The sequence below is a fragment of the Novosphingobium sp. DS6-6 genome (genome assembly GCF_057784975.1).
In genome coordinates this window covers 54,081-76,993 of record NZ_JBYNTS010000009.1, presented here as the reverse complement: position 1 = coordinate 76,993, position 22,913 = coordinate 54,081, and the positions used below count along the sequence as shown (strand labels likewise).

Here is a 22,913-nt window from a genome sequence, read left to right as displayed (position 1 = left end):
CGTGCCTGCCCAGCCCATCATCGTTCTTGTGCGTCCGCAACTGGGTGAAAACATCGGCAAGGCCGCGCGTGCCATGCTGAATTTCGGCCTGACTGAGCTGCGCCTGGTGTCCCCGCGCGATGGCTGGCCCAATCCATCGGCAGGCCCCGCCGCTTCGGGTGCCGATGGCGTGCTGGAAAAGGCCCGGGTCTTCGCCACGCTGGCGGAAGCCGTGGCCGATTGCGCCCATGTCTATGCCACCACCGTGCGCAAGCGCGGCGTGACCAAGCCGGTCGTCACGCCCGAGGATGCCGCCCGCGCGATCGCGAGCGAGGAAGGCCGCAGCGCGCTGGTGTTCGGCCCCGAACGTTCCGGCCTTGAAACCGACGACGTAGCTTTGGCGCGCACGATCCTGACGGTGCCGATCAATCCCAATTTCGGCTCGCTCAACCTCGCGCAAGCAGTGATCCTGTGCGCTTACGAATGGTCGAAACATCAAGCCGCCGCCGGAGCCCTGGTCCAGCCGACGGTGGAGGAATTGCTGCCCCCTGCCCCCCAGGAAGAATTCGAAGGCATGTTCGCCCAGTTGTGCGACCTGCTGGAGCCGCGGGGTTATTTCCTTCCCGAAAGCCGTGCTGCCGCCACGCGGCGCACTTTGCGCACCATGCTGACCAAACCGGCATGGAACCACTTGGAAATCCGTACGCTGCGCGGCGTGCTTTCGACATTGCGGCGCGAACCGGGTGTGAACCCTGGCGGGGATTGAGCTTTTTCCTTGACTCACCGGGCACACCCTGATTTAGGCGCCACTTCGCAATTGGCCCCGCACGTCCGGTGAAGTGGTGGCCGCATCCGGCAACAGGCCTGATGGTGCGATTCCGGGCATTAACCAGAAAGGCTGCGGCCTTTCTCGCATGAAACGCAAATTGAAAGGAACGAACGCGTGTCGAAGCGCCATTCGTCCAAGTACAAGATCGACCGTCGCCTTGGCGAAAACCTGTGGGGCCGCCCCAAAAGCTCGGTCAACCGCCGCTCCTATGGCCCCGGTCAGCACGGCCAGCGCCGCAAGAGCAAGGTTTCCGACTTCGGCATCCAGCTGCGCGCCAAGCAGAAGCTCAAGGGCTATTACGGCGACGTGACGGAAAAGCAGTTCAAGCGGACCTATCAGGAAGCCGCGACCATGAAGGGCGATACCGGTCAGAACCTGATCGGCCTGCTCGAACAGCGTCTCGACATGGTGGTCTATCGCGCCAAGTTCGCGCCGACCATCTTTTCGGCCCGCCAGATCGTTTCGCACGGCCATATTCGCGTCAATGGCGTGAAGTGCAACATCGCCAGCCGTCGCGTCCGCCCCGGCGACGTGATCACGCTGGGCACCAAGGCCAAGGAAATGGCGTTGGTTGCCGAAGCCCAGGCGCTGCCGGAACGCGAAATTCCCGACTATGTCGCTGCCGATGGCGGCGACAAGGCCACGTTCGTGCGCGTGCCGACGCTGGATGAAGTGCCTTATCCGGTAAAAATGGAGCCGAACCTGGTCGTCGAATTCTATTCGCGCTGATCAGCCGCGGCTTCAAAGCGGAAGAATACGGAAAGGCGGGGGAAACCCCGCCTTTTTTCCGCAATGCCCGCATCCGGAACGGTTTCGTGATTGTGCTCTGACACAGACATGAAAAGCAATAAATTCAGCGATTTCCCGCAATAATCAGGTCATCGCAAACAGGATTGGAGCGCAGCATTCGCCGGGAACGGCATGTCTGCCCGGGCATTATCGCTGCATGCTGATGTACCGCTTCGTCACCCCGCATCGCTGCGGCAAATGGTATCCTGATCTGAAGACCGCCCAGGCCCAGGCCAGCGCGATCGGCGCCGGATTTCTCGACACCCGCACCGGCGAATTCGTGCAGTATCCCGGCACCCGATTGGAAACGCAGATGATCGTGCACGAGCCACAGATTGCGGCGTGATCGCGGCCTGATCGCGGCTTGCCTCAGGGCATCAGTTCCATCGCCTTGCGCAAAAACGCATCGCTTTGAGACAGCATCTGCGTCCGCGCGGTGCTGCTGTCCAGATCATGGCCCAGTGTCTTGAACTCGGTGTATTCCACCGCCCGGCCAGCCGCGCGCAGGCGGTTTGCCATGAGGCGGGACTGATCCACGGGAACGTTCAAATCCGCATCGCCGTGAAACAGCATGACCGGCACCGTGATGGCTGCGGCGTTTTGTGCGGGCGATCCTGTCTTGATGTAATCGCCATGTCCGATCTGACGATCGACGAGCAAGCCGGACGTATAGTTCTGGGCATTGTCGCGCAGACGCGCCAGGTCGGAAACCGGGGCGATGGCGACGATCGCCTTGAACAGGCCGGGATCGACCACGCCCGATTGCAGGGCGGCATAGCCACCATAAGACCAGCCCACGATGGCAAGCTGGCCGGGCGCGGCGATGCCTTGGGCCAAGAGCCAGCGCCCCGCATCGTCGATATCGCCGATTGCCTGGGGCCACGCCCTGAAGCCGTTCTTCCCCTGCCAAACGAGCCCGAAGCCGGACGATCCGCGATAATTGGGTTGAAGCACGGCATAGCCACGCGCGGCAAAAAACTGCACCAGCCAATCGAAACCCCACTCGTCGCGGGCACTCGGGCCGCCATGCGGCAGCACGATGGCAGGTAGGCCCTTGCCGCTGCTGTTCAGCGGCAATGTGAGATAACCCGGGATCATCGTCCCATCGGCAGCGGGATAGGTAACTGGCTTCATTGGCGCCAATCGAATGGCTTCCAGTTCGGGGCGCACCGCCAGCACTTTTTCAAGATGGCGGGTCTTCTTGTCGAAAACGTAATAGGTGCCTGAGTCGATATCCCCGCCAGCTAGCAAGAGTAGGCGGGATTCATCGGCCGAGGCATCGATGAAGGAAATCTGCGGCTGCCCGGGCAGCGCCTTGTGCAGCGCTGCTGCAAGCGTTTTAAGCCCCGGGTCGAAGAACTCCACCACCCGGGCCTCGGTGGCATAGCTGACACCCACGACCCGTTGATTGCGGCCGATCGTCACCAATTCGTCCACGTCGACATCATCGCGGTCCAATACCCTTTCGCGGGTCATAGAACCGTCAAGCCTGATGCGGTAGAGCGCCGTGCGACCATTTTCCCCGGCATCAAAACCATAGGCCACATCGGCCACAGGATCGACTGCATCGGGTTTGAAGCCGTGCGGCGCAACCCCTTCGCTGCTGTCGGTGCGCGTCAATGGAGACCAGTCGGACGACCCGGCCTTGCGATAGTACCATTGCGCTTTTCCGCTGGCATATCCTGTCGAACTGCCCAGCGATCGGGCCATCAACCGGACATGGCCCTGCCCGTCAGCCAGATAGGCGATAGCGTCAGACCGCGCTTTTTCCACCGTGCGCCGGGCAAGCGTGACGGCGTTCACCGATTCCACGGCCAAACCTTCGTCGGTGTTGGCAAGGTGCGTACCGACAGTCACGTCCGGAACGAAAACCCGCGTCATCAACACTTCGCCGGGTTTGTTACCCGTCCAGTCGATCACCCTCCCACCATGATAATCGAAGCCCAAGGCGCGATCGCTCTGCTGCTCGGTAACCACGGCCATGCGCTTGCCATCGCTATCCAATGCCACCATGCGGGCAAAGCGTATCGGCACCCCGGCATTCTGCGCATAGACATAAAGGCGGCAGAACAATCGCTGATTTGTGGGCCAGGTGCAACTGCCGATCGCCTCGTCGGCGCGCGTGCTGGCCAGGATCGCGCGGGGCGCGCCGCCGGCGGCAAGATCGGCCACCATCACTTTCTGGCCATTGCCATCGGGCACCAGAAAGGAAACGTGAGTGCCATCGGGCGACATGCTCATGGCTGAAACGCCGACGCGCGCGCCAAACGCCCTGGCCAACGCCATGCCGTCTTGCGGTGCCGGATCGGCGCTGACCCCAGGGCCCGTCAGGGAGATCGTTGTCACCGCCGCAAAAGAAAGCAGCCGGCCGAACCCAGACCGCATAAGCACCCCCGTAAAACCCATCGGCGTGCCGACATAGCAAAGAACAGCAGGAGTCGGATAGCCGGGTCTGAACGTTTATGACCGAATTTGCGTCACTTACCCCTTGTGCAGGTAGTCGCGCCTGAAGTCGGTCGCGAAGCCGGCAAGGCGGTTTTCGGTGATCGCCGCGCGCATGCCGGACATCAAGTCCTGATAGAACGACAGGTTGTGTTCGGTCAGCAGCATGGCCCCGAGCATTTCGCCCGACTTGAACAGATGGTGGAGATAGGCGCGGCTGTACTTGCGGCAGACCGGGCAGGCGCAGCGCGGGTCGAGCGGCCCGGAGTCCTCGGCGTGGCGGGCATTGCGCATGTTGACGGGGCCATGCCACGTGAACCCCTGGCCGTTGCGTCCGGATCGCGTGGGCAGGACGCAATCGAACATGTCCACCCCGCGTTCCACGGCGCCGACAAGATCATCGGGCTTGCCCACGCCCATCAGATAGCGGGGCCGGTCGGCAGGCAACTGGCCCGGCGCGAAATCGAGCGTGGCGAACATCGCCTCCTGTCCCTCGCCCACCGCAAGGCCGCCGATCGCATAGCCATCGAAGCCGATGTCGCGCAACGCATCGGCGCTGGCCTGGCGCAGGCCTTCGTCCAAGGCACCCTGCTGGATGCCGAACAGGGCGGCGCGCGGGGCATGCTCCTCGCCGCTGTCGAAGCCGGCGCGGCTGCGGCGCGCCCAGCGCATGGACATTTCCATCGAACGGGCGATCACGTCGCGCGGCTGATCGGCGCGTGGGCATTCGTCGAACGCCATGACGATGTCGGAACCCAGCAGGCGCTGGATTTCCATCGAGCGTTCGGGACTGAGCATGTGGCGCGAGCCGTCGAGATGGCTGGCGAACGTCACCCCTTCTTCGGTGATCTTGCGCAGGTCTGACAGGCTCATGACCTGATAGCCGCCGCTGTCGGTCAGGATCGGGCGGTCCCAGCCCATGAAAGCGTGCAGCCCGCCCAGCCGCGCCATGCGCTCGGCCCCGGGGCGCAACATCAGATGATAGGTATTGCCCAGGATGACGTCGGCGCCCGTGCGGCGCACATCTTCCACTTTCATCGCCTTGACCGTGGCGGCCGTGCCCACCGGCATGAAAGCGGGCGTACGGATCTCTCCGCGCATCATCGCGATAGTACCGGTGCGAGCCTTGCCGCAGGTGGCATGGATCTGAAACGAAAAGCGGGTCATCGAGCAGCGGTTTTCCGGGAACAACGAACAGTTGCGCCCCTTAGGAGCAAACGCCAAGGTGTGCAAATGACGGCGTTCTCTCATGATTTGTTCGCTTCGCTGGCAGAGACTACCGTTCATGCCGCGCCTTATGCGCCCGAGGCGTGGATGTTTCCGGTGCTGACCGCCGTTGCCGTGCTTGCCGGCCTGGTGGACGCGATCGCGGGCGGCGGCGGTCTTATCATGATGCCCGCGCTGATCACGGTTGGGGTGCCCCCGCATCTGACGCTGGGCACCAACAAGGTACAGTCGCTGTGCGGCACCACTATGGCCACCTGGCGCTACCGCCGCGCCGGGCTGTTCACGCTGGCTGGCAACCATGCGCTGGTGGCCGCCACCTTTGCCGGGGCGTTGACAGGCGCGCTGGTGATCCAGCATTTTGACGCGGAGGCGCTTTCGCTGATCGTGCCGGTACTGCTGATGGGCGTTGCGCTGTACACCGTGCTGTCACCCCGGATGGACGATGGTGACCGCCATCATCGCATCGGTGCGCGGGCATTTCTGCCGGTGACGGGCGGCGTGGGCTTTTACGACGGGTTTTTCGGCCCAGGTGCCGGGCAGTTCTATACCACCGCGCTTGTCAGCCTGCGGGGCATGGGCCTTACCCGTGCCACGGGGCTGACCAAATTGCTGAACCTGACCAGCAATGTCGCCAGCTTGATCGTCTTCGCGCTGGGCGGCCATATCCTATGGCTGCTGGGCCTGTGCATGGGCGCGGGCGCGGTGACCGGCGCCTGGATCGGCAGCCATTTCGCCACGCGTTTCGGCGCGCGGCTCATCCGGCCCTTGCTGATCGTCGTCAGCCTGGCGTTGACGGCGCGGCTCGTCTGGCAATGGGCGACAGGGTGACTGTCGCCGTCAGGGCAGCAGCAGGCTGGAATCGCCATAGCTGTAGAACCGATAGCCGCCGGCTATGGCGTGGGCATAGGCGGCCTGCATCGTTTCCAGCCCCATGAGCGCGGAAACCAGCATGAACAAGGTCGATTTGGGCAGGTGGAAATTGGTCATCAGCCCGTCGATCGCCTTGAAGCGATATCCCGGCGTGATGAAGATTTCGGTGTCGCCTTCGAAGGGATGGATCGTGCGCGCATCATCCGCCGCGCTTTCCAGCAGACGCAGGCTGGTGGTGCCGACGGCGATGATCCGCCCGCCCGCCGCGCGCACGGCGTTGAGACGGGCGGCGGTTTCCGGCTCGATCCGGCCCCATTCGGCGTGCATCCGATGATCGATGGTATCGTCGGCCTTGACCGGCAGAAAAGTGCCCGCGCCCACATGAAGCGTGAGTGTTTCGTGCCCGATGCCCGCCGCTGCCAGCCCCGCCATCAATTCCGGCGTGAAGTGCAAAGCCGCCGTCGGTGAGGCAACGGCGCCATCCTTCTGCGCGAACATCGTCTGATAATCGCTGCGATCCTGGGCATCGGTTTCGCGCTTGGCGGCGATATAGGGGGGCAAGGGCATGCGCCCTGCCCGTTCGAGCAGCACTTCCACGGGTTCGTCACCCGGAAAGAACAACGTCCAACTGCCGTCGTCATGCCGCGCTTGGGCCGTGGCGCACACACCGGCGCCGAATTCGATCGTATCGCCATCGCGCAGCCGCTTGCCGTTGCGGATGAACGCCTGCCAGCGGCGCAGATCCAGCCGCTTGTGCAGGGTCGCGCCGATCCGCGCCGCGCCGCGCCGGCCTTCGAGCTGGGCTGGAATCACCCTGGTATCGTTGAACACCAGCACATCGCCCGCGCGCAGCAGGCCGGGCAGATCGCGCACGATATGATCGGTCAGCGGCTCGCCGGCTGCCACGCGCAGCAGGCGCGCGGCATCGCGCGGGCGGGCCGGGCGCAGGGCAATGTTTTCGGGCGGCAATTCGAAATCGAAAAGATCAACACGCATGGGACATGCCCGCTACCGGCACGGGGGCGCCTCGGCAAGCCCCGCCGATCGCGCCGCTCAGTTGGAGCTGGACTTGCTCAGCATGTCGGCCGTGATGGCCGAAGCCGGCACGGCCACGGGTGGCGCCGGGCGCGGTTTGTTGTCGGCCAGGATAGAGGCCTGGACGATTTTTGTCGGGTTGCTGGGCGGCTCGCCGCGCACGATCGTGTCGACCGTGTCCATTCCGCTGATCACCCGGCCGAAATTGGTATACTTGTGATCGAGCGCGAAGCGCGGATAGAACACGATGAAGAACTGGCTGTTGGCCGAATTGGGATCGTTGGTGCGAGCCATGGAAACGGTGCCGCGCATATGCGGCGCATCGTTGAATTCGGACTGCAGGTCAGGCAGCTTCGATCCGCCCTGGCCGGTGCCGGTGGGATCGCCCGTCTGCGCCATGAAGCCGTCGATCACCCGGTGAAAGATAATGCCATCGTAAAAGCCCTGGCGGGTCAGCGTCTTGATGCGCTCTATATGGCGGGGCGCCCATTGCGGCATCAGACGGATAAGCACGCGGCCGCCGTTTGACAGATCAAGCGCCAGCACGTTTTCCGGATCATGGGCGGGATCGATATCGACCGCGTAGGGAATCTGGTGCTCGGGCACCACCTTGTCGAGCTTGAACGGCTGGGCCTGTTCCTTCTCTGGCGGTCGTTGCGCCATGGCCGGGCTGGAAACGAGCGCCGCGGCCAGCGCGGCACCCATCAGGGCCTTGGAAAACGAACGGGCGATCATCAATCCTGCGATCCTTGTCTTATGGAATGCAACGCCGATTAGGCCCGGCGCGCTGACACTGCAATGAACGATTCGGCAATCAATGATCCGGCGATGGTCGCCGCAGCGATCGCCGTCATGCGATCAATAGTCTCCCAGGCGCCCGATCCTGTCCACCCGCGCCACGACTTCGTCGCGCACCGTGGGGGTGACGAAGTGGGAGATGTCCCCCCCGAACAGCGCGATTTCCTTGACCAGTTTCGAAGCGATCGGCTGAAGGCTGACATCGGCCATCAGAAACACCGTCTCGATCCGGTCATTGAGCTGCTGGTTCATGCCGGCCATCTGATATTCGTACTCGAAATCGGCCACCGCCCGCAGGCCGCGCACGATCACGCTGGCTCCCTGCGCCTCGGCGAATTTCATCAACAGCGCGTTGAAACCCACCACGCTGGCATTCTCGATACCCTGCTCGTCCATCTCGCGGCGCACCATGGTCATCCGCTCTTCGGGCGTGAACATCGGGTTCTTCGAAGGATTGGTGGTGACGCCTACGATCAGCCGGTCGACCAGCTTGGCCCCGCGCCGGATGATATCGAGGTGGCCCAGCGTGACCGGATCGAACGTGCCCGGATAGATCCCCACGCGCTCGGCCATCAGTGATTCCTTTCCACGATGAACCGGGCGAGCTCGCGCAGCAGATCGGCCTCCGCGCCGTGGCCGGCAAGATGGGCAATCGCCTGTTCCACCAGAATATGCGCCTGTTCGCGCGCGCGGGCCACGCCCAGCAACGAAACGAAGGTTTCCTTGCCCGCCACCGCGTCCTTGCGCAGCGCCTTGCCAGCCGCCGCTTCATCGCCTTCGGCATCGAGCAGATCATCGGCGATCTGGAACGCCAGGCCGATATCGCGGGCATAGCCCCGCAGATGGGTGCGGCCCTCGGGCGGCAGACGCCCGAGGATAGCCCCCATTTCCACCGCCGTGGCCAGCAAGGCGCCGGTTTTCAGCTGCTGCAGCCGCGTCACCGTGGGTAGATCGAACGTGGCGGTTTCGGCTGCGATGTCCATCATCTGTCCGCCGGCCATGCCGTGAATGCCGCTGTTCGCGGCCAGCGCACGGATCAGTTCCACCCGTACGAACGGATCGCCGCTCATGATCGGATCGGACAAGACCTCGAACGCGAAATCGTGCAACGCGTCACCCGCCAGAACGGCCGTGGCATCGTCGAACGCCTTGTGCACGGTGGGCTTGCCATGGCGCAGATCGTCATTGTCCATGCACGGCAGATCGTCATGAATCAGCGAATATACGTGAATAGCCTCGATCGCGGTGCCGGCGCGAACCGCCGCCTGCCGGTCCACGCCATACATTGCGGCCGTTGCCGTCACCAGCAGGGGGCGCAGGCGCTTTCCGCCGCCGATCGTGGCATAGCGCATGGCCTCAACCAACCGGTCGCGCGCATCGCCGGGCAAAGGCAGCAGCGCATCGAAACTGGCGTCGATCTCGGCCTGGATCGCGGCGAGCGCCGGCTTGAGCAGGCCGAAGCCGCCCTCGGTCGTGGCCACGGCGTTCATGCTCCGTCGAAAGGCCGGGTGGCGATCGGGCGTCCCTCGCGGTCGGCCACGACAGCCTCGATTCGCGCCTGCGCGGCATCGAGCCGCGCCTGGCAATGCGTGCGCAACGCTTCGCCCCGGGCATAGAGATCGATCGACTCGTCAAGCGGTGCCTCGCCGCTTTCGAGGCGGCGGACCACTATTTCCAGTTCCTTGAGCGCATCTTCGAAACTGAGCGCGGCGATATCGGGTGTGCTTGCCATCGCGGCCAGCAATGGCCGGGCGCGCCGGGCCGGTCAAGCGGGGAACGCGCATGCCGCTGCCCGCCGGGGATGTTCTGCCCCTAGCCTAATCGCGCGCGCGCGGCTAAGGGCGCTGCTCATGTCCCGGATCACCGCAGAAATCGTCGCCGCCCATGGGCTGTCGGAAGAAGAATATGCCCGCGTGCTGGGCGCCCTGGGGCGCGAACCCAACATGGTGGAACTGGGCATCTTTTCGGTGATGTGGTCGGAACACTGCTCTTACAAGTCAAGCCGTATCCACCTGAAGAAGCTGCCCACCACGGCGCCGTGGGTGATCTGCGGCCCGGGCGAGAACGCCGGGGTGATCGACATCGGCGATGGCCAGGCCGCCATCTTCAAGATGGAAAGCCACAATCACCCCAGCTATATCGAACCGTATCAGGGCGCGGCCACCGGCGTGGGCGGTATCCTGCGCGATGTCTTCACGATGGGCGCGCGGCCGGTTGCCAATATGAACGCGCTGCGCTTCGGCCGCCCCGATCATCCGCGGATGAAGCACCTGGTGCAAGGCGTGGTGGCCGGCATCGGTGGCTATGGCAACTGCGTGGGCGTGCCCACCGTGGGCGGCGAAACCAATTTCCACCAGGCTTATGACGGCAACATCCTGGTCAATGCGATGACCGTGGGCGTGGCGGATACCGACAGGATTTTCTATTCGGCCGCCACGGGCCTTGGCAATCCGATCGTCTATGTCGGTTCCAAGACCGGGCGCGACGGCATTCACGGCGCCACCATGGCCAGTGCCGATTTCGACGAGAAAAGCGATGAAAAGCGCCCCACGGTCCAGGTGGGCGATCCGTTCACCGAAAAGCTGCTGATCGAGGCCTGCCTCGAACTGATGGCGACCGATGCCATCGTCGCGATCCAGGACATGGGCGCAGCCGGCCTTACCTCGTCATCGGTCGAAATGGCCAGCAAGGGAGGCGCTGGCATCCGGCTCGACATGAACAAGGTGCCCTGCCGCGAAGACGGCATGACGCCTTACGAGATGATGCTGTCGGAAAGCCAGGAGCGGATGCTCATGGTGCTCAAGCCAGGCAAGGAAGCCATGGCCGAAGCCATTTTTCGCAAGTGGGAACTGGATTTTGCCATCATTGGCGAAGTGACCGACACCGGTCATATGGTGCTGGAATGGAACGGGGAGGTGGTGTGCGACATTCCGCTCGCCCCGTTGGCCGATGATGCCCCGCTCTATGACCGGCCGCATGTGGCACCCCCCCGGCCCGCCCCGCTTGGCGACCTGCCCGAAAGCGCGGATCTTGGCGCGGACCTGGTCAGGCTGATCGGCAGCCCCGATCTGGCCAGCCGCCGCTGGATTTTCGAGCAGTACGATAGCCAGGTGGGCGCCGATACCTTGCAGAAAAGCGGTGGAGATGCCGCCGTGGTGCGCGTTCACGGCACGGACAAGGCGCTGGCGATCAGCACCGACTGCACGCCCCGCTATTGCTTTGCCGATCCCTATGAAGGCGGCAAGCAGGCCGTGGCCGAAACATTCCGCAATATCTGCGCCGTCGGTGCCACGCCGCTTGCCATCACCAACTGCCTCAATTTCGCCAATCCGCAACGCCCCGAGATCATGGGCCAGATCGTGGGCTGCCTGGATGGCATGCGCGACGCGTGCCGCGCGCTGGATTACCCGATCGTTTCAGGCAACGTCTCGCTCTACAACGAGTCCAAGGCGACCGGCGGCGGTTCCGCCATTCTGCCGACCCCCGCGATCGGCGGCGTGGGCCTGATGCTGGATTATCGCCAGATGGCCACGATCGCGTTCAAGGCCGCTGGCGAGGCGGTATGGCTGCTCGGCCCGCAGGGAACCCATCTTGGCCAGTCGCTGTATCTGCGCGAGATTGTGGGCCGCGAGGAAGGCGAAGCTCCGCCGGTGGACTTGGCGCTGGAACGCCGCAATGGCGAGCAGGTGCGCGAATGGATCGCCGACGGCGCGGTAACGGCCGTGCACGACGTGTCCGACGGCGGCCTGCTGATCGCGCTGACCGAAATGGCGCTGGCAGGAAAGATCGGCGTCATCCTCGATGCGCCGCTAACCACGGCGCAGGCCTTCGGCGAAGACCAGTCGCGCTATGTGGTGACAACGCCCGCGGGCGTCGAACTGAAAGGTGCCATCAGGATCGGCATGACGGGCGGGGAAACGGTTGCCGGCGTGCCGCTCGCCACTCTGCGCGACGCCAACGAGGCCTTTTTCCGCGACTGGATGGACGGTTGAAGCAAACCGGGGAAGCTTAAGCTGTCCCCAACCGTGCGCCCAGCAAATCGCGCGGATCGATGCCTTCCGCGCGCCACGCGGCGTGGGCCTGTTCATAGGCTGTGCCGGGCACGATCCCCAGCCGTTGCCGCGCCTGGTCCAGCGGCAGCGGCAGAAGCGCGCGTATCGGCTGTTCCATCAGGCGGGGGCAAGGCTTGCCGCGCACCCATGCCTCGCGCACGGCGGCAAGCACCGGGGCACGGCTTTTGCGGTGGAATTTCATGCGCAGGGCCGCCATCCAGGCGATGAACAAATGGCCGGGCGCGGGTTGCTGGGGAAAGGTGAACGCCAGCACGCACGCTTCGCCCAGCGCATCGCGGCCATAGCCGGTGAGGACATGGATAAGGTCATGCACGTCGCGCAGCCGGCTCATGTACCACTGAAAGCGGTCGTTATAGCGCGGGCGTCCGGCAAGGAAGCGTTCAGCCTCGTCCACCAGGCCCTGCGCCGTCAGGCCCTCGCGCTCCATGAAATCGCAATAGGCCTGGCCAAGGGAGCCGGGCGGCATGCGGCGCAGCGCGACGTGATCGTCCAGCACCGCGGGCAGCCAGGGCTCGGCCAGGGCCAAGGCATGGCCTTGCGGTGTCGACAGGAACGCCATGCCTGCCTTGCCCCCGCCGCGCCACGGCAGCGCGGCAAAGATGCCGAATACTTCCGCCGTGTTTTCGGTGTTGCGCATCAGGCGGCGAAAATGCCCGAATGCCGCCAGCGGCCGCAGGCGCGGCCTTTCGCGCGCAGAGTCGATCAGCGGCAGGGCGGCAAAATCCCCGGCAGTTTCGTTCATCAGCCGATTACCCAATCCTTTTGCGGGATACCGAACAGATGCAGGATCGATGTCAGGTCACCCCGTTCGATCCAGCCGTCGGCCGCTTCGCGCGCCTTGGGCTTGGCATGATAGGCAATGCCGTGGGTAGCGGCCTGGATCATCGGGATGTCATTGGCGCCATCGCCGGTCGCCAGGCTGGCGATGGCGGGGCCAAGCCGTGCCGTTTCTTCCAGTAGCACCGTCTTCTTGACGCTGCTGTCGACGATGCCGCCAACCAGCGCGCCGGTAAGGCGCCCGCCGGCGATCCCGAGCCGGTTGCCTACTACACGGTCGAATCCCAACTGCTCCGCCACCGGATCGGCAAAGGCATGAAAGCCCCCGGTCACCAGCACTGTGTGGCATCCGCGCGCCTTGAGCGTGGAAACCAGCGTGCGCGCGCCGGTCATCGGGCGGATGCGTTCATCAAGGCATTGTGCGATCGCGGTTTCCGGCAAGTCCTTGAGCAGGCCGACCCTTTCGCGCAAGGCGGACTCGAAATCGAGTTCGCCCTGCATGGCGCGCTCGGTAATCGCCGCAATGCGGCCTTTGAGCCCGGCAAAATCGGCCAGTTCGTCGATGCACTCGGCCGCGATCATTGTGGAGTCCATATCCGACACGAAAAGGCGCGGCGTTTCAATCGCGCGGTCGCTCAACAGAAAATCGCTGGCCGGAAAGCAACCGTGAAGGATAGCGCGCATCCTGGCGGCATCGCCATCGATCACTTCCATTTCCAGCACGGTATCGCAACCGTCCAACATGCCCGCCCCGGCCACTTCGGCGCCGGTCTCCTCGATCTGTTCCATGGCCCGCGCAAGATTGTCACCAAGCGTCTCCGGGTCTGCTATCAGACGGGCAATGAGCACTGAAACGTCCCTTTCCTTTTCCGGCCCCGCCGTGCGCCCCAGGGAGCGCCGGCCCCGGCTCGCGCTCATTGCAGGGCCGACCGCCAGCGGCAAGAGCGATCTTGCGGTGCGCCTGGCCCTCGCCGAACGAGCAGCCGGGCGCGCCGCCGTGGTGATCAATGCCGATAGCGCCCAAGTCTATGCCGATCTCGCCGTACTCAGTGCCCGCCCCCGGGCCGAAGAGATGCAGGGCGTGCCGCATCGCCTGTTCGGCGCGTGGGACGGCGCGCAGGCCTGCTCCGCCGCCGACTGGGCACAAGCGGCAAAGGCCGAGATCGCGCAGGCCCATGCGCGGGAAGCCCTGCCCATTCTGGTCGGCGGCACCGGGCTTTACATCCGCACGCTGCTCGACGGCATCGCGCCGGTCCCGCCGATCGATCCCGATGTCCGCGCCGCCGTGCGCGCGATGGTCGTGGAAGAAGCCTATGCCGCTCTCGCCCACGAAGATCCGGAACGGGCGGCCGCGCTGAACCCCGGCGACACGACACGCGTGGCGCGGGCGCTGGAAGTCGTCCGATCCACCGGATGGCCGCTGGCGCATTGGCAGGCCCGGCGCCAGGGCGGCATCGGCCCGGCCGTGGACCTGCGCCCACTGGTTCTTCTGCCCGATCGGGCGTGGCTCTATGCCCGGTGCGATCTGCGCTTTGAGCACATGTGGCATGCCGGCGCCCTGCCCGAGGTGGAGGCATTGCTGGCACGCCGGCTCGATCCCGATCTGCCGGTGATGCGGGCCATCGGCGTGCCCGAGATCGCCGCTTTCCTGCATGGCCGAAGCACTGCCGAATCCGCCATTGCCGCCGGTCAACAAGCCACCCGACGCTATGCCAAGCGGCAGTTCACCTGGGCAAAACACCAGTTTCCGGCCGATTGGCCCCGGGTGACGCACGAAAATTACCTTGACAAGCATATGCAAGCATTATTATTCCAGGAATAGTGGCTTGACACGAATGTTTGTGTCAACTAACCAGCCGTCGCTTGCTTGGCACCTGCCAGGTACCCGAGTAGGGAGAGACGGCCCGGCGCAGGCGACTGCAGCCGGGCCGCAGTTTTTGATATCTGGGCGTCACGTTATAGCCCGGCAAGTAATGGAGCAAGGTCGTGTCAAGCGAGCGCAGCGGCGCTGAAATCCTGGTCGAAGGCCTAGTTTCCAAGGGTGTCGAATTCGTGTTCGGCTATCCAGGGGGCGCCGTACTTCCGATTTACGACGCGCTGTTCGGGGATGAACGCATTCGCCATATCCTCGTCCGGCACGAAGCGGGCGCCGCCCACGCGGCCGAAGGCTATGCCCGCGCCACGGGCAAGCCCGGCGTCGTGCTTGTCACGTCCGGCCCAGGCGCGACCAATGCCGTGACCGGGATTGCCGATGCTTTTCTCGACTCGATCCCGCTGGTCGTCATCACTGGCCAGGTGCCGACGGGCCTGATCGGCTCCGACGCGTTTCAGGAAGCCGATACCATCGGCATCACTCGCCATTGCACCAAGCACAACTATCTGGTGAAAGACCCTGCGCAACTGGCTGCGGTGATCGACGAGGCGTTCCGCATCGCCACGCAAGGCCGCCCCGGGCCGGTCGTGATCGACATTCCCAAAGACGTACAGATCGCCACCACCCGCTGGACAGGCCACGCGCCGCAGATGCGCAATCGTTATGACCCGCAGGTGGAAGCGCCCGCCGAAGCGATCGCCCAGGCCGTGGCGATGCTGGCATCGGCCAGAGCGCCCGTGTTCTATACCGGCGGCGGCGTAATCAATGCCGGCCCGGAAGCGGCACGCCTGCTTCAGGAACTTCAGACGCTGACCGGCGCACCCGTCACTTCGACGCTGATGGGCCTGGGCGCTTTTCCGGCCGCACACCGGGATTGGCTGGGCATGCTGGGCATGCATGGCACTTATGAGGCCAACATGGCCATGAACCAGGCAGATCTGATCGTCTGCGTCGGCGCGCGTTTTGACGATCGCGTGACGGGCCGGCTTGATGCCTTTTCGCCCCTCAGCCGCAAGATCCACATCGATATCGATCGTGCGTCGATCAACAAGACCGTGCGCGTCGATCTGCCGCTGGTGGGCGATTGCGGCCGCGTGCTGCACCAGATCGTCGCCGCATGGCACGAGGCCGGGCACACGGCGCAGGACCTTGCCCCCTGGCACGCGCGGATCGACGGCTGGCGCGGGCGCAACAGCCTGGCCTACCCCAGGCCCAGCACCGGGGAAATCATGCCCCAACTCGCGATCGAGCGGCTTTACCAGCTGACCAGAGACCGTGCGCCGATCATCAGCACCGAAGTGGGCCAGCACCAGATGTGGGCGGCACAGCACTTCCATTTCGATCAGCCCAACAAGTGGCTCACCTCCGGCGGCCTGGGCACCATGGGCTATGGCCTGCCGGCCGCCATCGGCGCGCAGGTTGGCTGCCCCGATGCGCTGGTGATCGATATTGCCGGCGATGCGTCGATCCAGATGAACATTCAGGAAATGGGCACAGCCACCCAGTTCCACCTGCCCGTCAAGGTCTTCATCCTCAACAACGAATGGATGGGGATGGTGCGCCAGTGGCAGGAACTGACCTACGAAAGCCGTTATTCCAGTTCCTATTCCGACGCCCTGCCCGATTTCGTCAAGCTCGCCGAAGCCTATGGCTGGAAAGGCATCCAGATCGATACGCTGGACCAGCTCGACGACGGCATCCGCGCGATGATCGACCACCCCGGCCCGGTGATCGTCGATTGCCGCGTGACCAAGGAAGCCAACTGCTTCCCGATGATCCCCTCGGGCGCGGCGCATACCGACATGATCCTCTACGGCGACGAAGTGGCCGGGACCATGGATGACGAAGCCAAGGCCCTGGTCTGAAGACTGACTCATGATGAAAATGAAAACAGAGGCGCAGGAGCGCCATGTCCTGACCGTCACGGTGGATAACGAAGCGGGCATCCTGGCCAAGATCGCCGGGCTGTTCACCGCGCGCGGCTATAACATCGACAGCCTGACGGTGGCCGACATCACCGACAAGCACGATGTCAGCCGCATTACCATCGTCACGCACGGCCCGCCCGCGATGATCGACCAGATTCACGCACAGCTCGAGCGGCTGGTGCCCGTTCACAAGGTGTCCGATCTTACCGAGCTTGGACCTTATGTCGCCCGCGAACTGGCGCTGATCAAGGTTGCGGGCAAGGGCGAGAACCGCGTGGAGGCCTTGCGCCTGGCCGAAGTGTTCAGAGCCAAGGTCGTCGACACCACCACGTCGAGCTTTATCTTCGAACTGACCGGCGCGCCCGACAAGATCGATACGTTCGTCGGGCTGATGAAGGAACTGGGTCTTGTCGAAGTGGGTCGTACCGGCATTGCCGGGATGATCCGCGGCGCTGAAGCTGCTTGATTTGACTCTTATCGCAGACCCGGAAAACCCGGCGCCGGCACCGCGCTTTTCCTGCCCGATGGGTCTCCGTTGCGGCAGAACGATCAACCAAGGATGATACGATGAAGGTTTACTACGACGCCGATTGCGATCTCAACCTGATCACCGGCAAGAAGATCGCCATTCTCGGCTATGGCAGCCAGGGCCATGCCCATGCCCAGAACCTGCGCGATTCCGGCGTCAAAGACGTGGCCATCGCGCTGCGTCCCGGCTCGGCCAGCGCGGCCAAGGCAGAGGCGGCCGGCTTTAAGGTTCTGGCCAATGCCCAAGCGGCCGCCTGGGCCGACGTGCTCATGATCCTTGCGCCCGACGAACACCAGGCCGCGATCTATGCCGACGACATTCACGCCAACCTGCGCCCCGGCGCCGCGCTGGCGTTCGCCCACGGGCTCAACGTTCATTTCGGGCTGATCGAACCGCGTGCCGACGTGGACGTGATCATGATCGCCCCCAAGGGCCCCGGCCACACCGTGCGCGGCGAGTATGTCAAGGGCGGCGGCGTACCCTGCCTCGTGGCCATTCACCAGAACGCGACGGGCAATGCCCACGATATTGCTCTCGCCTATGCCTCGGGCGTGGGCGGTGGCCGCTCGGGGATTATCGAAACGAATTTCAAGGAAGAGTGCGAGACCGATCTGTTTGGCGAACAGGCCGTGCTGTGCGGCGGCATTACCCACCTGATCCAGGCCGGTTTCGAAACCTTGGTGGAAGCCGGCTATGCGCCCGAAATGGCCTATTTCGAATGCCTGCACGAAACCAAGCTGATCGTCGACCTGCTTTACGAAGGCGGGATTGCCAACATGCGCTATTCGATCTCCAACACGGCCGAATACGGTGACATCACCACCGGCCCGCGGATCATCACTCCGGAAACCAAGGCGGAGATGAAGCGCGTGCTGGCCGACATTCAGTCAGGTCGTTTCGTCAAGAACTTCGTGCTCGACAACCGTGCGGGGCAGCCCGAACTCAAGGCTGCGCGCAAGGCGGCCGCTGCCCACCCGATCGAAAAGACCGGGGCCCAGCTCCGCGCGATGATGCCCTGGATCGGCGCCAACAAGCTGGTCGATCAGACCAGGAACTGATGGTCCCTCTGCCGCTGCCCCGCCGCCCTCTCCGGCGGCGGGACCTCGGTTGCCATTCCGTCCGGCCAACGGGCGTCGCCGCTCGACAAACGACATGGCCAAGGCGGGCCAACCTGTTCATAACCATTCCGGACCTTATCGTCCCGAACCGTTCCTGCCTCGCAATCTGGCCTAACCGTCGATCGAGTTGCCCATGCCCTTGCCGCGACGCGTCGCTCTGATCTGCACTGCTGCCTGCCTGCTGGCGGGATGCCATGCCCAGACCTCCACGCCTGCTCCTTCGGCCGCAGCGACGCCTGGTGCCGTGGCCACGGTCGCGCCGCAAGACGCGGAAAGCACCGTGGCGGTGGATCCTGATGCCCTGCCGCCGATCAATTGTGGCGAAGGGCGCATGGCAAAGCTGATCAACCAGCCGGACAATGCGCAGACCCGTGCTGCCGTGATCGCGGCCGTGGGCCATCAGCGGGTGCGCTGGGTTCATCCCGGCGATGCCGTGACGATGGACTATTCGCCCGGGCGCCTCAACGTGATCGTGGACGAACAAGGCCGGATCGTGGCCACCCGTTGCGGTTGAGCCTGGCAATCGCCGATACCGTTTCATCGCTTGCCACGTGCCGATCGGTTTGGCATCCCCGTGAGCGGGCGCTGCCCCCCCTGCTGCGAACCAGCGGCGCCCAAGGGAGATACAACATGATCACCGTTCGTACCGCGTTGACCCTGGCCGCGCCGCTGGCTCTTGCCCTGGCAGCAACGCCCATGATTGCCCAGACCCCTCCCGTGCCCGGCCAGCCCGACAAGGCCCGCGTCACGGCTGGCAGCTATACTGCCGATCCCAGCCACTCGCTTATCGGCTGGAGCGTGAACCATCTGGGCTTCAACGATTATTTTGGCCTGTTCGGCGATGTCACCGGCACGCTCGTGCTCGATCCGGCCAATCCGTCCGCCGCCAAGGTGACGGCTACGATCCCGGTTTCCAAGGTTACCACGGCAAGCGCCGGATTGACCGCTCACCTGCTGCGCCCCGGCGCCGGCGGCAAAAAGGCCGATTTCTTCGGCCCGGCGCCGGCCGACGCCACTTTCACGTCCACCAGCGTAACGCCGGGCGCCGATGGCACGAGCGCGACTGTCGCGGGTAATCTGACGCTCAATGGCGTGACGAAGCCGGTTTCCATCGCGGCGCGCTTCGTTGGTGCCGGCAAGAACATGATGTCGGGCAAGGAAACCGTCGGCTTCGAAGGCATGACCGCGATCAAGCGTTCCGATTTCGGTCTCAGCGGCCTGGTCCCGTTCGTGTCCGACGAAGTGAAACTCAATATCACGATCGCATTCGAAAAGACGGCCTGACGTTCGTTGCGATGCTTTTCCAGCCCTGCATCGGCGTTGCCGGTGCGGGGTTTTTGCTGCCCTGGCGCATTTGCGCGGCGCCTGACATTTGATCTGGACAAGCCAGGCGCAAACCACCATAGGCTTGCGCCATGTTTGCCGCGCTGAACCTTACCCTGCGACTTACACGCCCTTGGGCGTGAGCTGACGCGTCGGTTTTGCGGCGCGCACGGCGCCCAAGGGTGATCCCTTCGCACCTGACGCATCATTTCCAATTCAAGGTTCAGCCGACATGGCCATGCTGAAAACTCCCGGCATTAAGTACCGTCCGTTTCCGCAGGTGGATCTGCCCGATCGCCAGTGGCCCTCGCGCACGATCACCAAGGCGCCGCGCTGGCTTTCCACCGATATGCGCGATGGCAACCAGTCGCTGATCGACCCGATGGACGCCGAAAAGAAAGCGCGCTTCTTCGATCTGCTGGTCAAAGTCGGTCTCAAGGAAATCGAGGTTGGTTTCCCCAGCGCCGGGGCCACCGAATACGATTTCATTCGCTCGCTGGTGGACGAAGGGCGCATTCCCGACGACGTGATCGTTCAGGTGCTGACGCAATCGCGCGAAGACCTGATCAAGACGTCATTCGAAAGCCTGGCCGGTGCCAGACAGGCCATCGTGCATGTCTACAACGCGGTTTCGCCGCTCTGGCGCACGGTGGTGTTCGGCATGGAGCAAAGTGAAATCCGTGAGATCGCGCGGCGCGGCGCCACCTACCTGCGCGATCAGGCCGCGCGTTTTCCGCAGACCGAATGGCATTTCGAATACAGCCCGGAAACGTTTTCGACCGCGGAACTGGATTTCAGCATCGCCTGCTGCGAAGCGGTCATGGATGTGTTGCAACCGACGGTTGAAAAGCCGATCATTCTCAATCTGCCCGCCACGGTAGAGGCGGCAACGCCCAATATCTATGCCGATCAGATCGAGTATTTCTGCCGTAACCTGCCCGGCCGCGATCGCGCCATCATCAGCCTGCATACGCACAACGACCGGGGAACCGGCGTCGCCGCAGCCGAACTGGGCCTGATGGCCGGTGCCGATCGCGTGGAAGGCTGTCTGTTCGGAAATGGCGAACGGACCGGCAACTGCTGCCTCGTAACCGTGGGCCTCAACCTCTATACCCAGGGCGTGGATCCGGAACTGGACTTCTCGGATATCGACGAAGTGATCCGGACGGTCGAATACTGCAACCAGTTGCCCGTCCATCCCCGCCATCCCTATGGCGGCGAACTGGTGTTCACGGCTTTCTCGGGCAGCCATCAGGATGCCATCAAAAAAGGCTTTGCCGCGCAGGAAAAGCGCAACGATCAGCTGTGGTCCGTGCCCTATCTGCCGATCGACCCTGCCGATCTGGGCCGCAGCTATGAAGCGGTGATCCGCGTCAATTCGCAAAGCGGCAAAGGCGGCTTTGCCTGGGTGCTCGAACAGGACCAGGGCCTGAAACTGCCCAAGCGGATGCAGGCCCATTTTTCCCGCCATGTCCAGGATCTTGCCGACGCGCTTGGCCGCGAGTTGCAGGCGGCCGATATCTGGGGCGTGTTCCGCAAGACCTACTGCCTCGATACGCCGCAGCATTTCCAGCTGGTGGATTATGACGAGCAGCGGGCGGCCGACGGCACGTATGTCTTTGCCGGCAAGATCACTGTGGATGGCGACGTGCAGACCGTCAGCGGGCGGGGCAATGGCCTTCTTTCATCAGTGGTTGCCACATTGCGCGACGGGTTCGGTGTCGATCTGGAAGTGCGCGATTATTCCGAGCATGCGATAGGCAGCGGTACCGACGTGCGTGCCGCCGCCTATGTGGAATGCGCGCTGCCCGACGGCCGCGTGATATGGGGCGTGGGCGTCGACGAAGACGTTGCCACTGCCGGTGTGCGCGCCATTCTTTCGGCCGCAAACGCCGGGCGCTGAGCCTTTCCAGCAGGAATGCAAGGGGTGCCCCCGGGGGAAGCCCGGGGGCCGTTGCGCGTGACCGGCTCAAACCGTGCCTTGGGTATCGGTCCAGAGCATTTCGGCCATGGCGTCCAGATGGCTGAAATCGACTGCAGGATCGCGCTGATTGAGCGGCAGCCCGCCCCAGCGGCGCGGATCGAGCAGACGACGGCGCAGGGCACGCTGCAGCAGATCGAGCCGCATCAGTGCTTCGCGATCGGCAGCCAGATCGTTGCTGGCACGGTGCTTGCGCCATCCCGCCTCGATCTGGCCGATGCGTTCCAGCACGAGTTGGTTATACTGCCGGTGCGGACCACGGTGCAGCGGCCTGAACATCCGCTGTGCCGCAGTTTCGGTTGCGGGCAACAGCAGGCCGTTGCGGCGAAAATCGTGGAATCCTACCTGCTCCTCGCCCAGCCGCGCGAGCATGGGCTGCAGAGGCAATTTCACCAAAGCCTGGCGCGGAAGAATATGGTGGCGCTGCATATGGGCCTGATAATCCGGCCGCCCCGCTACGTTCACGCAATGGAACGGGAGCGCCGCCCGCGTTGCGGCTCGCAGCTTTACGGACGAATCAGGAACACCGTGCGTCAACCCCATTGCGTCGAAATATTACCGCATGCATCGGTTTCTAGCCAGAGCGTACCCATTCCAGGCAGGGTCACGGGTTGCGGTTCCACTATCCGGCCATGGGCCACCAGCCAGTCGATCAGGCGCACCGCGGCGCGGGCGTGGGTCTGGTTGGGCCGTTCCCCGCTGGTATGCAGGACGAATTCCTGGCCGATCAGGAAACCCAGGCCATTGCTGGCCACCGTGTCCGTACCCCGTTCGAGCGACGTCAGTGCCAGGGCCGGAAAGGGGCCGCCATCGAGCCAGGGCCCCACCGCATCGGTGAACCAGCGCGGTGAAACGAGATTGCCGGCAGGCAGCCATCCGATGCCCAGAAGGCCCGGGAGCGCAGCCAGGGCCAGCAGCAGGCCCGCTGCCACCTGGACCACGGGCAAAAGATTCTCCGCACCGGCAAGATGTGGGCCAGGCGCCAGAAACAGGGCTTCGCCAGCCGTGGGGTCGAGCCCGCCGGGCAAACCCATGCGTAATGTGGCCGCGCGTCCCGGTTTGGCCCCAGCAGGCGCCAAACCGTTGATATCGAACGTCAGACCATCGCGAAGCAGTTCCACCCAGCCCGGGGTTCCTGCCGGCCGATGGCTGACCGAAAAAGCATGGCCGGTTTCCGCCAGCCGGTTCAGCACATCTGCATCGGGACGCGCGCCAGGGGCGAACACCAGCATTGCGATCGCGCGCGTGCCAGCAGTGTCATTGCCCTTGTCCACCCATGCGCTCCTGCTTCGGCCTCACCCGCGAACTGCAATCCTTTGCAATTCGGTCAGGCCCCTGCGCC

The 22,913-nt window shown here is 64.1% G+C and carries 23 protein-coding genes; 12 read left to right on the top strand and 11 right to left on the bottom strand.

Translation table 11 applies throughout. The annotated features are described in order from the left end of the window. Position 1 precedes the first annotated feature (1 nt). The 3 genes from AC3EDY_RS12075 (at position 2) to AC3EDY_RS12065 (ending at position 1,943) form a co-directional block, all read left to right on the top strand. Positions 2-745, top strand: a complete 744-nt coding sequence (locus AC3EDY_RS12075; protein WP_488572750.1) for an RNA methyltransferase — start codon at positions 2-4, stop codon at positions 743-745. 177 nt (positions 746-922) lie between these two features. Continuing rightward, positions 923-1,537: a 30S ribosomal protein S4 gene (rpsD, locus tag AC3EDY_RS12070; protein ID WP_488572749.1), complete on the top strand. Its 615-nt coding sequence runs from the start codon at positions 923-925 to the stop codon at positions 1,535-1,537. A gap of 217 nt (positions 1,538-1,754) precedes the next feature. Continuing rightward, complete coding sequence (locus AC3EDY_RS12065; RefSeq protein WP_488572748.1) at positions 1,755-1,943, top strand: hypothetical protein; 189 nt, start codon at positions 1,755-1,757, stop codon at positions 1,941-1,943. Between the two features lie 23 nt (positions 1,944-1,966). On the opposite strand, the gene AC3EDY_RS12060 is transcribed toward AC3EDY_RS12065, so the two are convergent. Further along, positions 1,967-3,838: an alpha/beta hydrolase family protein gene (locus AC3EDY_RS12060; RefSeq protein ID WP_488572747.1), complete on the bottom strand. Its 1,872-nt coding sequence runs from the start codon at positions 3,836-3,838 to the stop codon at positions 1,967-1,969. 240 nt (positions 3,839-4,078) lie between these two features. Beyond that, a complete protein-coding gene (gene tgt, locus AC3EDY_RS12055; RefSeq protein ID WP_488572746.1) occupies positions 4,079-5,206 on the bottom strand; it encodes a tRNA guanosine(34) transglycosylase Tgt in 1,128 nt (375 codons plus the stop codon). Between the two features lie 66 nt (positions 5,207-5,272). On the opposite strand from tgt, the gene AC3EDY_RS12050 reads away from it, so the two are divergent. Then, a complete protein-coding gene (locus AC3EDY_RS12050) occupies positions 5,273-6,094 on the top strand; it encodes a TSUP family transporter (RefSeq protein WP_488572745.1) in 822 nt (273 codons plus the stop codon). 9 nt (positions 6,095-6,103) lie between these two features. On the opposite strand, the gene queA is transcribed toward AC3EDY_RS12050, so the two are convergent. The 5 genes from queA to AC3EDY_RS12025 form a co-directional block, all read right to left on the bottom strand. Beyond that, a complete protein-coding gene (queA, locus tag AC3EDY_RS12045) occupies positions 6,104-7,132 on the bottom strand; it encodes a tRNA preQ1(34) S-adenosylmethionine ribosyltransferase-isomerase QueA (RefSeq protein ID WP_488572744.1) in 1,029 nt (342 codons plus the stop codon). Positions 7,133-7,189: 57 nt separating this feature from the next. Beyond that, entirely contained in the window at positions 7,190-7,906 is a 717-nt protein-coding gene (locus tag AC3EDY_RS12040; protein WP_488572743.1) for a peptidylprolyl isomerase, read from the bottom strand. Between the two features lie 123 nt (positions 7,907-8,029). Beyond that, a complete protein-coding gene (coaD, locus tag AC3EDY_RS12035; protein WP_488572742.1) occupies positions 8,030-8,542 on the bottom strand; it encodes a pantetheine-phosphate adenylyltransferase in 513 nt (170 codons plus the stop codon). After that, on the bottom strand, positions 8,542-9,459 hold the full coding sequence (locus AC3EDY_RS12030) for a polyprenyl synthetase family protein (protein ID WP_488572741.1): 918 nt from the start codon (positions 9,457-9,459) through the stop codon (positions 8,542-8,544). The genes coaD and AC3EDY_RS12030 overlap by 1 nt, the downstream gene beginning before the upstream one ends. After that, positions 9,456-9,701, bottom strand: a complete 246-nt coding sequence (locus AC3EDY_RS12025; RefSeq protein WP_488572740.1) for an exodeoxyribonuclease VII small subunit — start codon at positions 9,699-9,701, stop codon at positions 9,456-9,458. Before AC3EDY_RS12025 ends, AC3EDY_RS12030 begins: the two co-directional genes overlap by 4 nt. Before the next feature lie 118 nt (positions 9,702-9,819). On the opposite strand from AC3EDY_RS12025, the gene purL reads away from it, so the two are divergent. Beyond that, on the top strand, positions 9,820-11,961 hold the full coding sequence (gene purL / locus AC3EDY_RS12020) for a phosphoribosylformylglycinamidine synthase subunit PurL (RefSeq protein WP_488572739.1): 2,142 nt from the start codon (positions 9,820-9,822) through the stop codon (positions 11,959-11,961). Between the two features lie 16 nt (positions 11,962-11,977). Here purL and AC3EDY_RS12015 read toward each other — a convergent pair whose 3' ends face one another. Together AC3EDY_RS12015 and serB are read right to left on the bottom strand one after the other, a co-directional pair. Further along, on the bottom strand, positions 11,978-12,784 hold the full coding sequence (locus AC3EDY_RS12015; protein ID WP_488572738.1) for a Coq4 family protein: 807 nt from the start codon (positions 12,782-12,784) through the stop codon (positions 11,978-11,980). Beyond that, entirely contained in the window at positions 12,784-13,668 is an 885-nt protein-coding gene (serB, locus tag AC3EDY_RS12010; protein WP_488572737.1) for a phosphoserine phosphatase SerB, read from the bottom strand. The genes AC3EDY_RS12015 and serB overlap by 1 nt, the downstream gene beginning before the upstream one ends. On the opposite strand from serB, the gene miaA reads away from it, so the two are divergent. The 7 genes from miaA (at position 13,661) to leuA (ending at position 21,493) form a co-directional block, all read left to right on the top strand. Next, positions 13,661-14,641 carry a tRNA (adenosine(37)-N6)-dimethylallyltransferase MiaA gene (miaA, locus tag AC3EDY_RS12005; protein ID WP_488572736.1) on the top strand — a complete coding sequence of 327 codons (981 nt, stop codon included), beginning with the start codon at positions 13,661-13,663 and terminating at the stop codon, positions 14,639-14,641. The genes serB and miaA overlap by 8 nt on opposite strands. 164 nt (positions 14,642-14,805) lie before the next feature. After that, positions 14,806-16,557: a biosynthetic-type acetolactate synthase large subunit gene (ilvB, locus tag AC3EDY_RS12000; protein ID WP_488572735.1), complete on the top strand. Its 1,752-nt coding sequence runs from the start codon at positions 14,806-14,808 to the stop codon at positions 16,555-16,557. 10 nt (positions 16,558-16,567) lie between these two features. Further along, positions 16,568-17,086, top strand: coding sequence for an acetolactate synthase small subunit (gene ilvN / locus AC3EDY_RS11995; RefSeq protein ID WP_488572734.1), 519 nt, complete (start codon positions 16,568-16,570; stop codon positions 17,084-17,086). Positions 17,087-17,187: 101 nt separating this feature from the next. Further along, positions 17,188-18,207, top strand: a complete 1,020-nt coding sequence (ilvC, locus tag AC3EDY_RS11990) for a ketol-acid reductoisomerase (protein WP_488572733.1) — start codon at positions 17,188-17,190, stop codon at positions 18,205-18,207. 193 nt (positions 18,208-18,400) lie between these two features. Further along, positions 18,401-18,781 carry an I78 family peptidase inhibitor gene (locus tag AC3EDY_RS11985; RefSeq protein WP_488572732.1) on the top strand — a complete coding sequence of 127 codons (381 nt, stop codon included), beginning with the start codon at positions 18,401-18,403 and terminating at the stop codon, positions 18,779-18,781. A 116-nt stretch (positions 18,782-18,897) separates the two neighbouring features. Next, positions 18,898-19,551, top strand: a complete 654-nt coding sequence (locus tag AC3EDY_RS11980) for a YceI family protein (RefSeq protein WP_488572731.1) — start codon at positions 18,898-18,900, stop codon at positions 19,549-19,551. A 271-nt stretch (positions 19,552-19,822) separates the two neighbouring features. Continuing rightward, positions 19,823-21,493 carry a 2-isopropylmalate synthase gene (gene leuA, locus AC3EDY_RS11975; protein ID WP_488572730.1) on the top strand — a complete coding sequence of 557 codons (1,671 nt, stop codon included), beginning with the start codon at positions 19,823-19,825 and terminating at the stop codon, positions 21,491-21,493. A gap of 66 nt (positions 21,494-21,559) precedes the next feature. Here leuA and AC3EDY_RS11970 read toward each other — a convergent pair whose 3' ends face one another. Then, a complete protein-coding gene (locus AC3EDY_RS11970) occupies positions 21,560-22,036 on the bottom strand; it encodes an AHH domain-containing protein (RefSeq protein ID WP_488572729.1) in 477 nt (158 codons plus the stop codon). 68 nt (positions 22,037-22,104) lie between these two features. Then, entirely contained in the window at positions 22,105-22,845 is a 741-nt protein-coding gene (locus AC3EDY_RS11965; protein WP_488572728.1) for a hypothetical protein, read from the bottom strand. Positions 22,846-22,913: the final 68 nt, after the last annotated feature.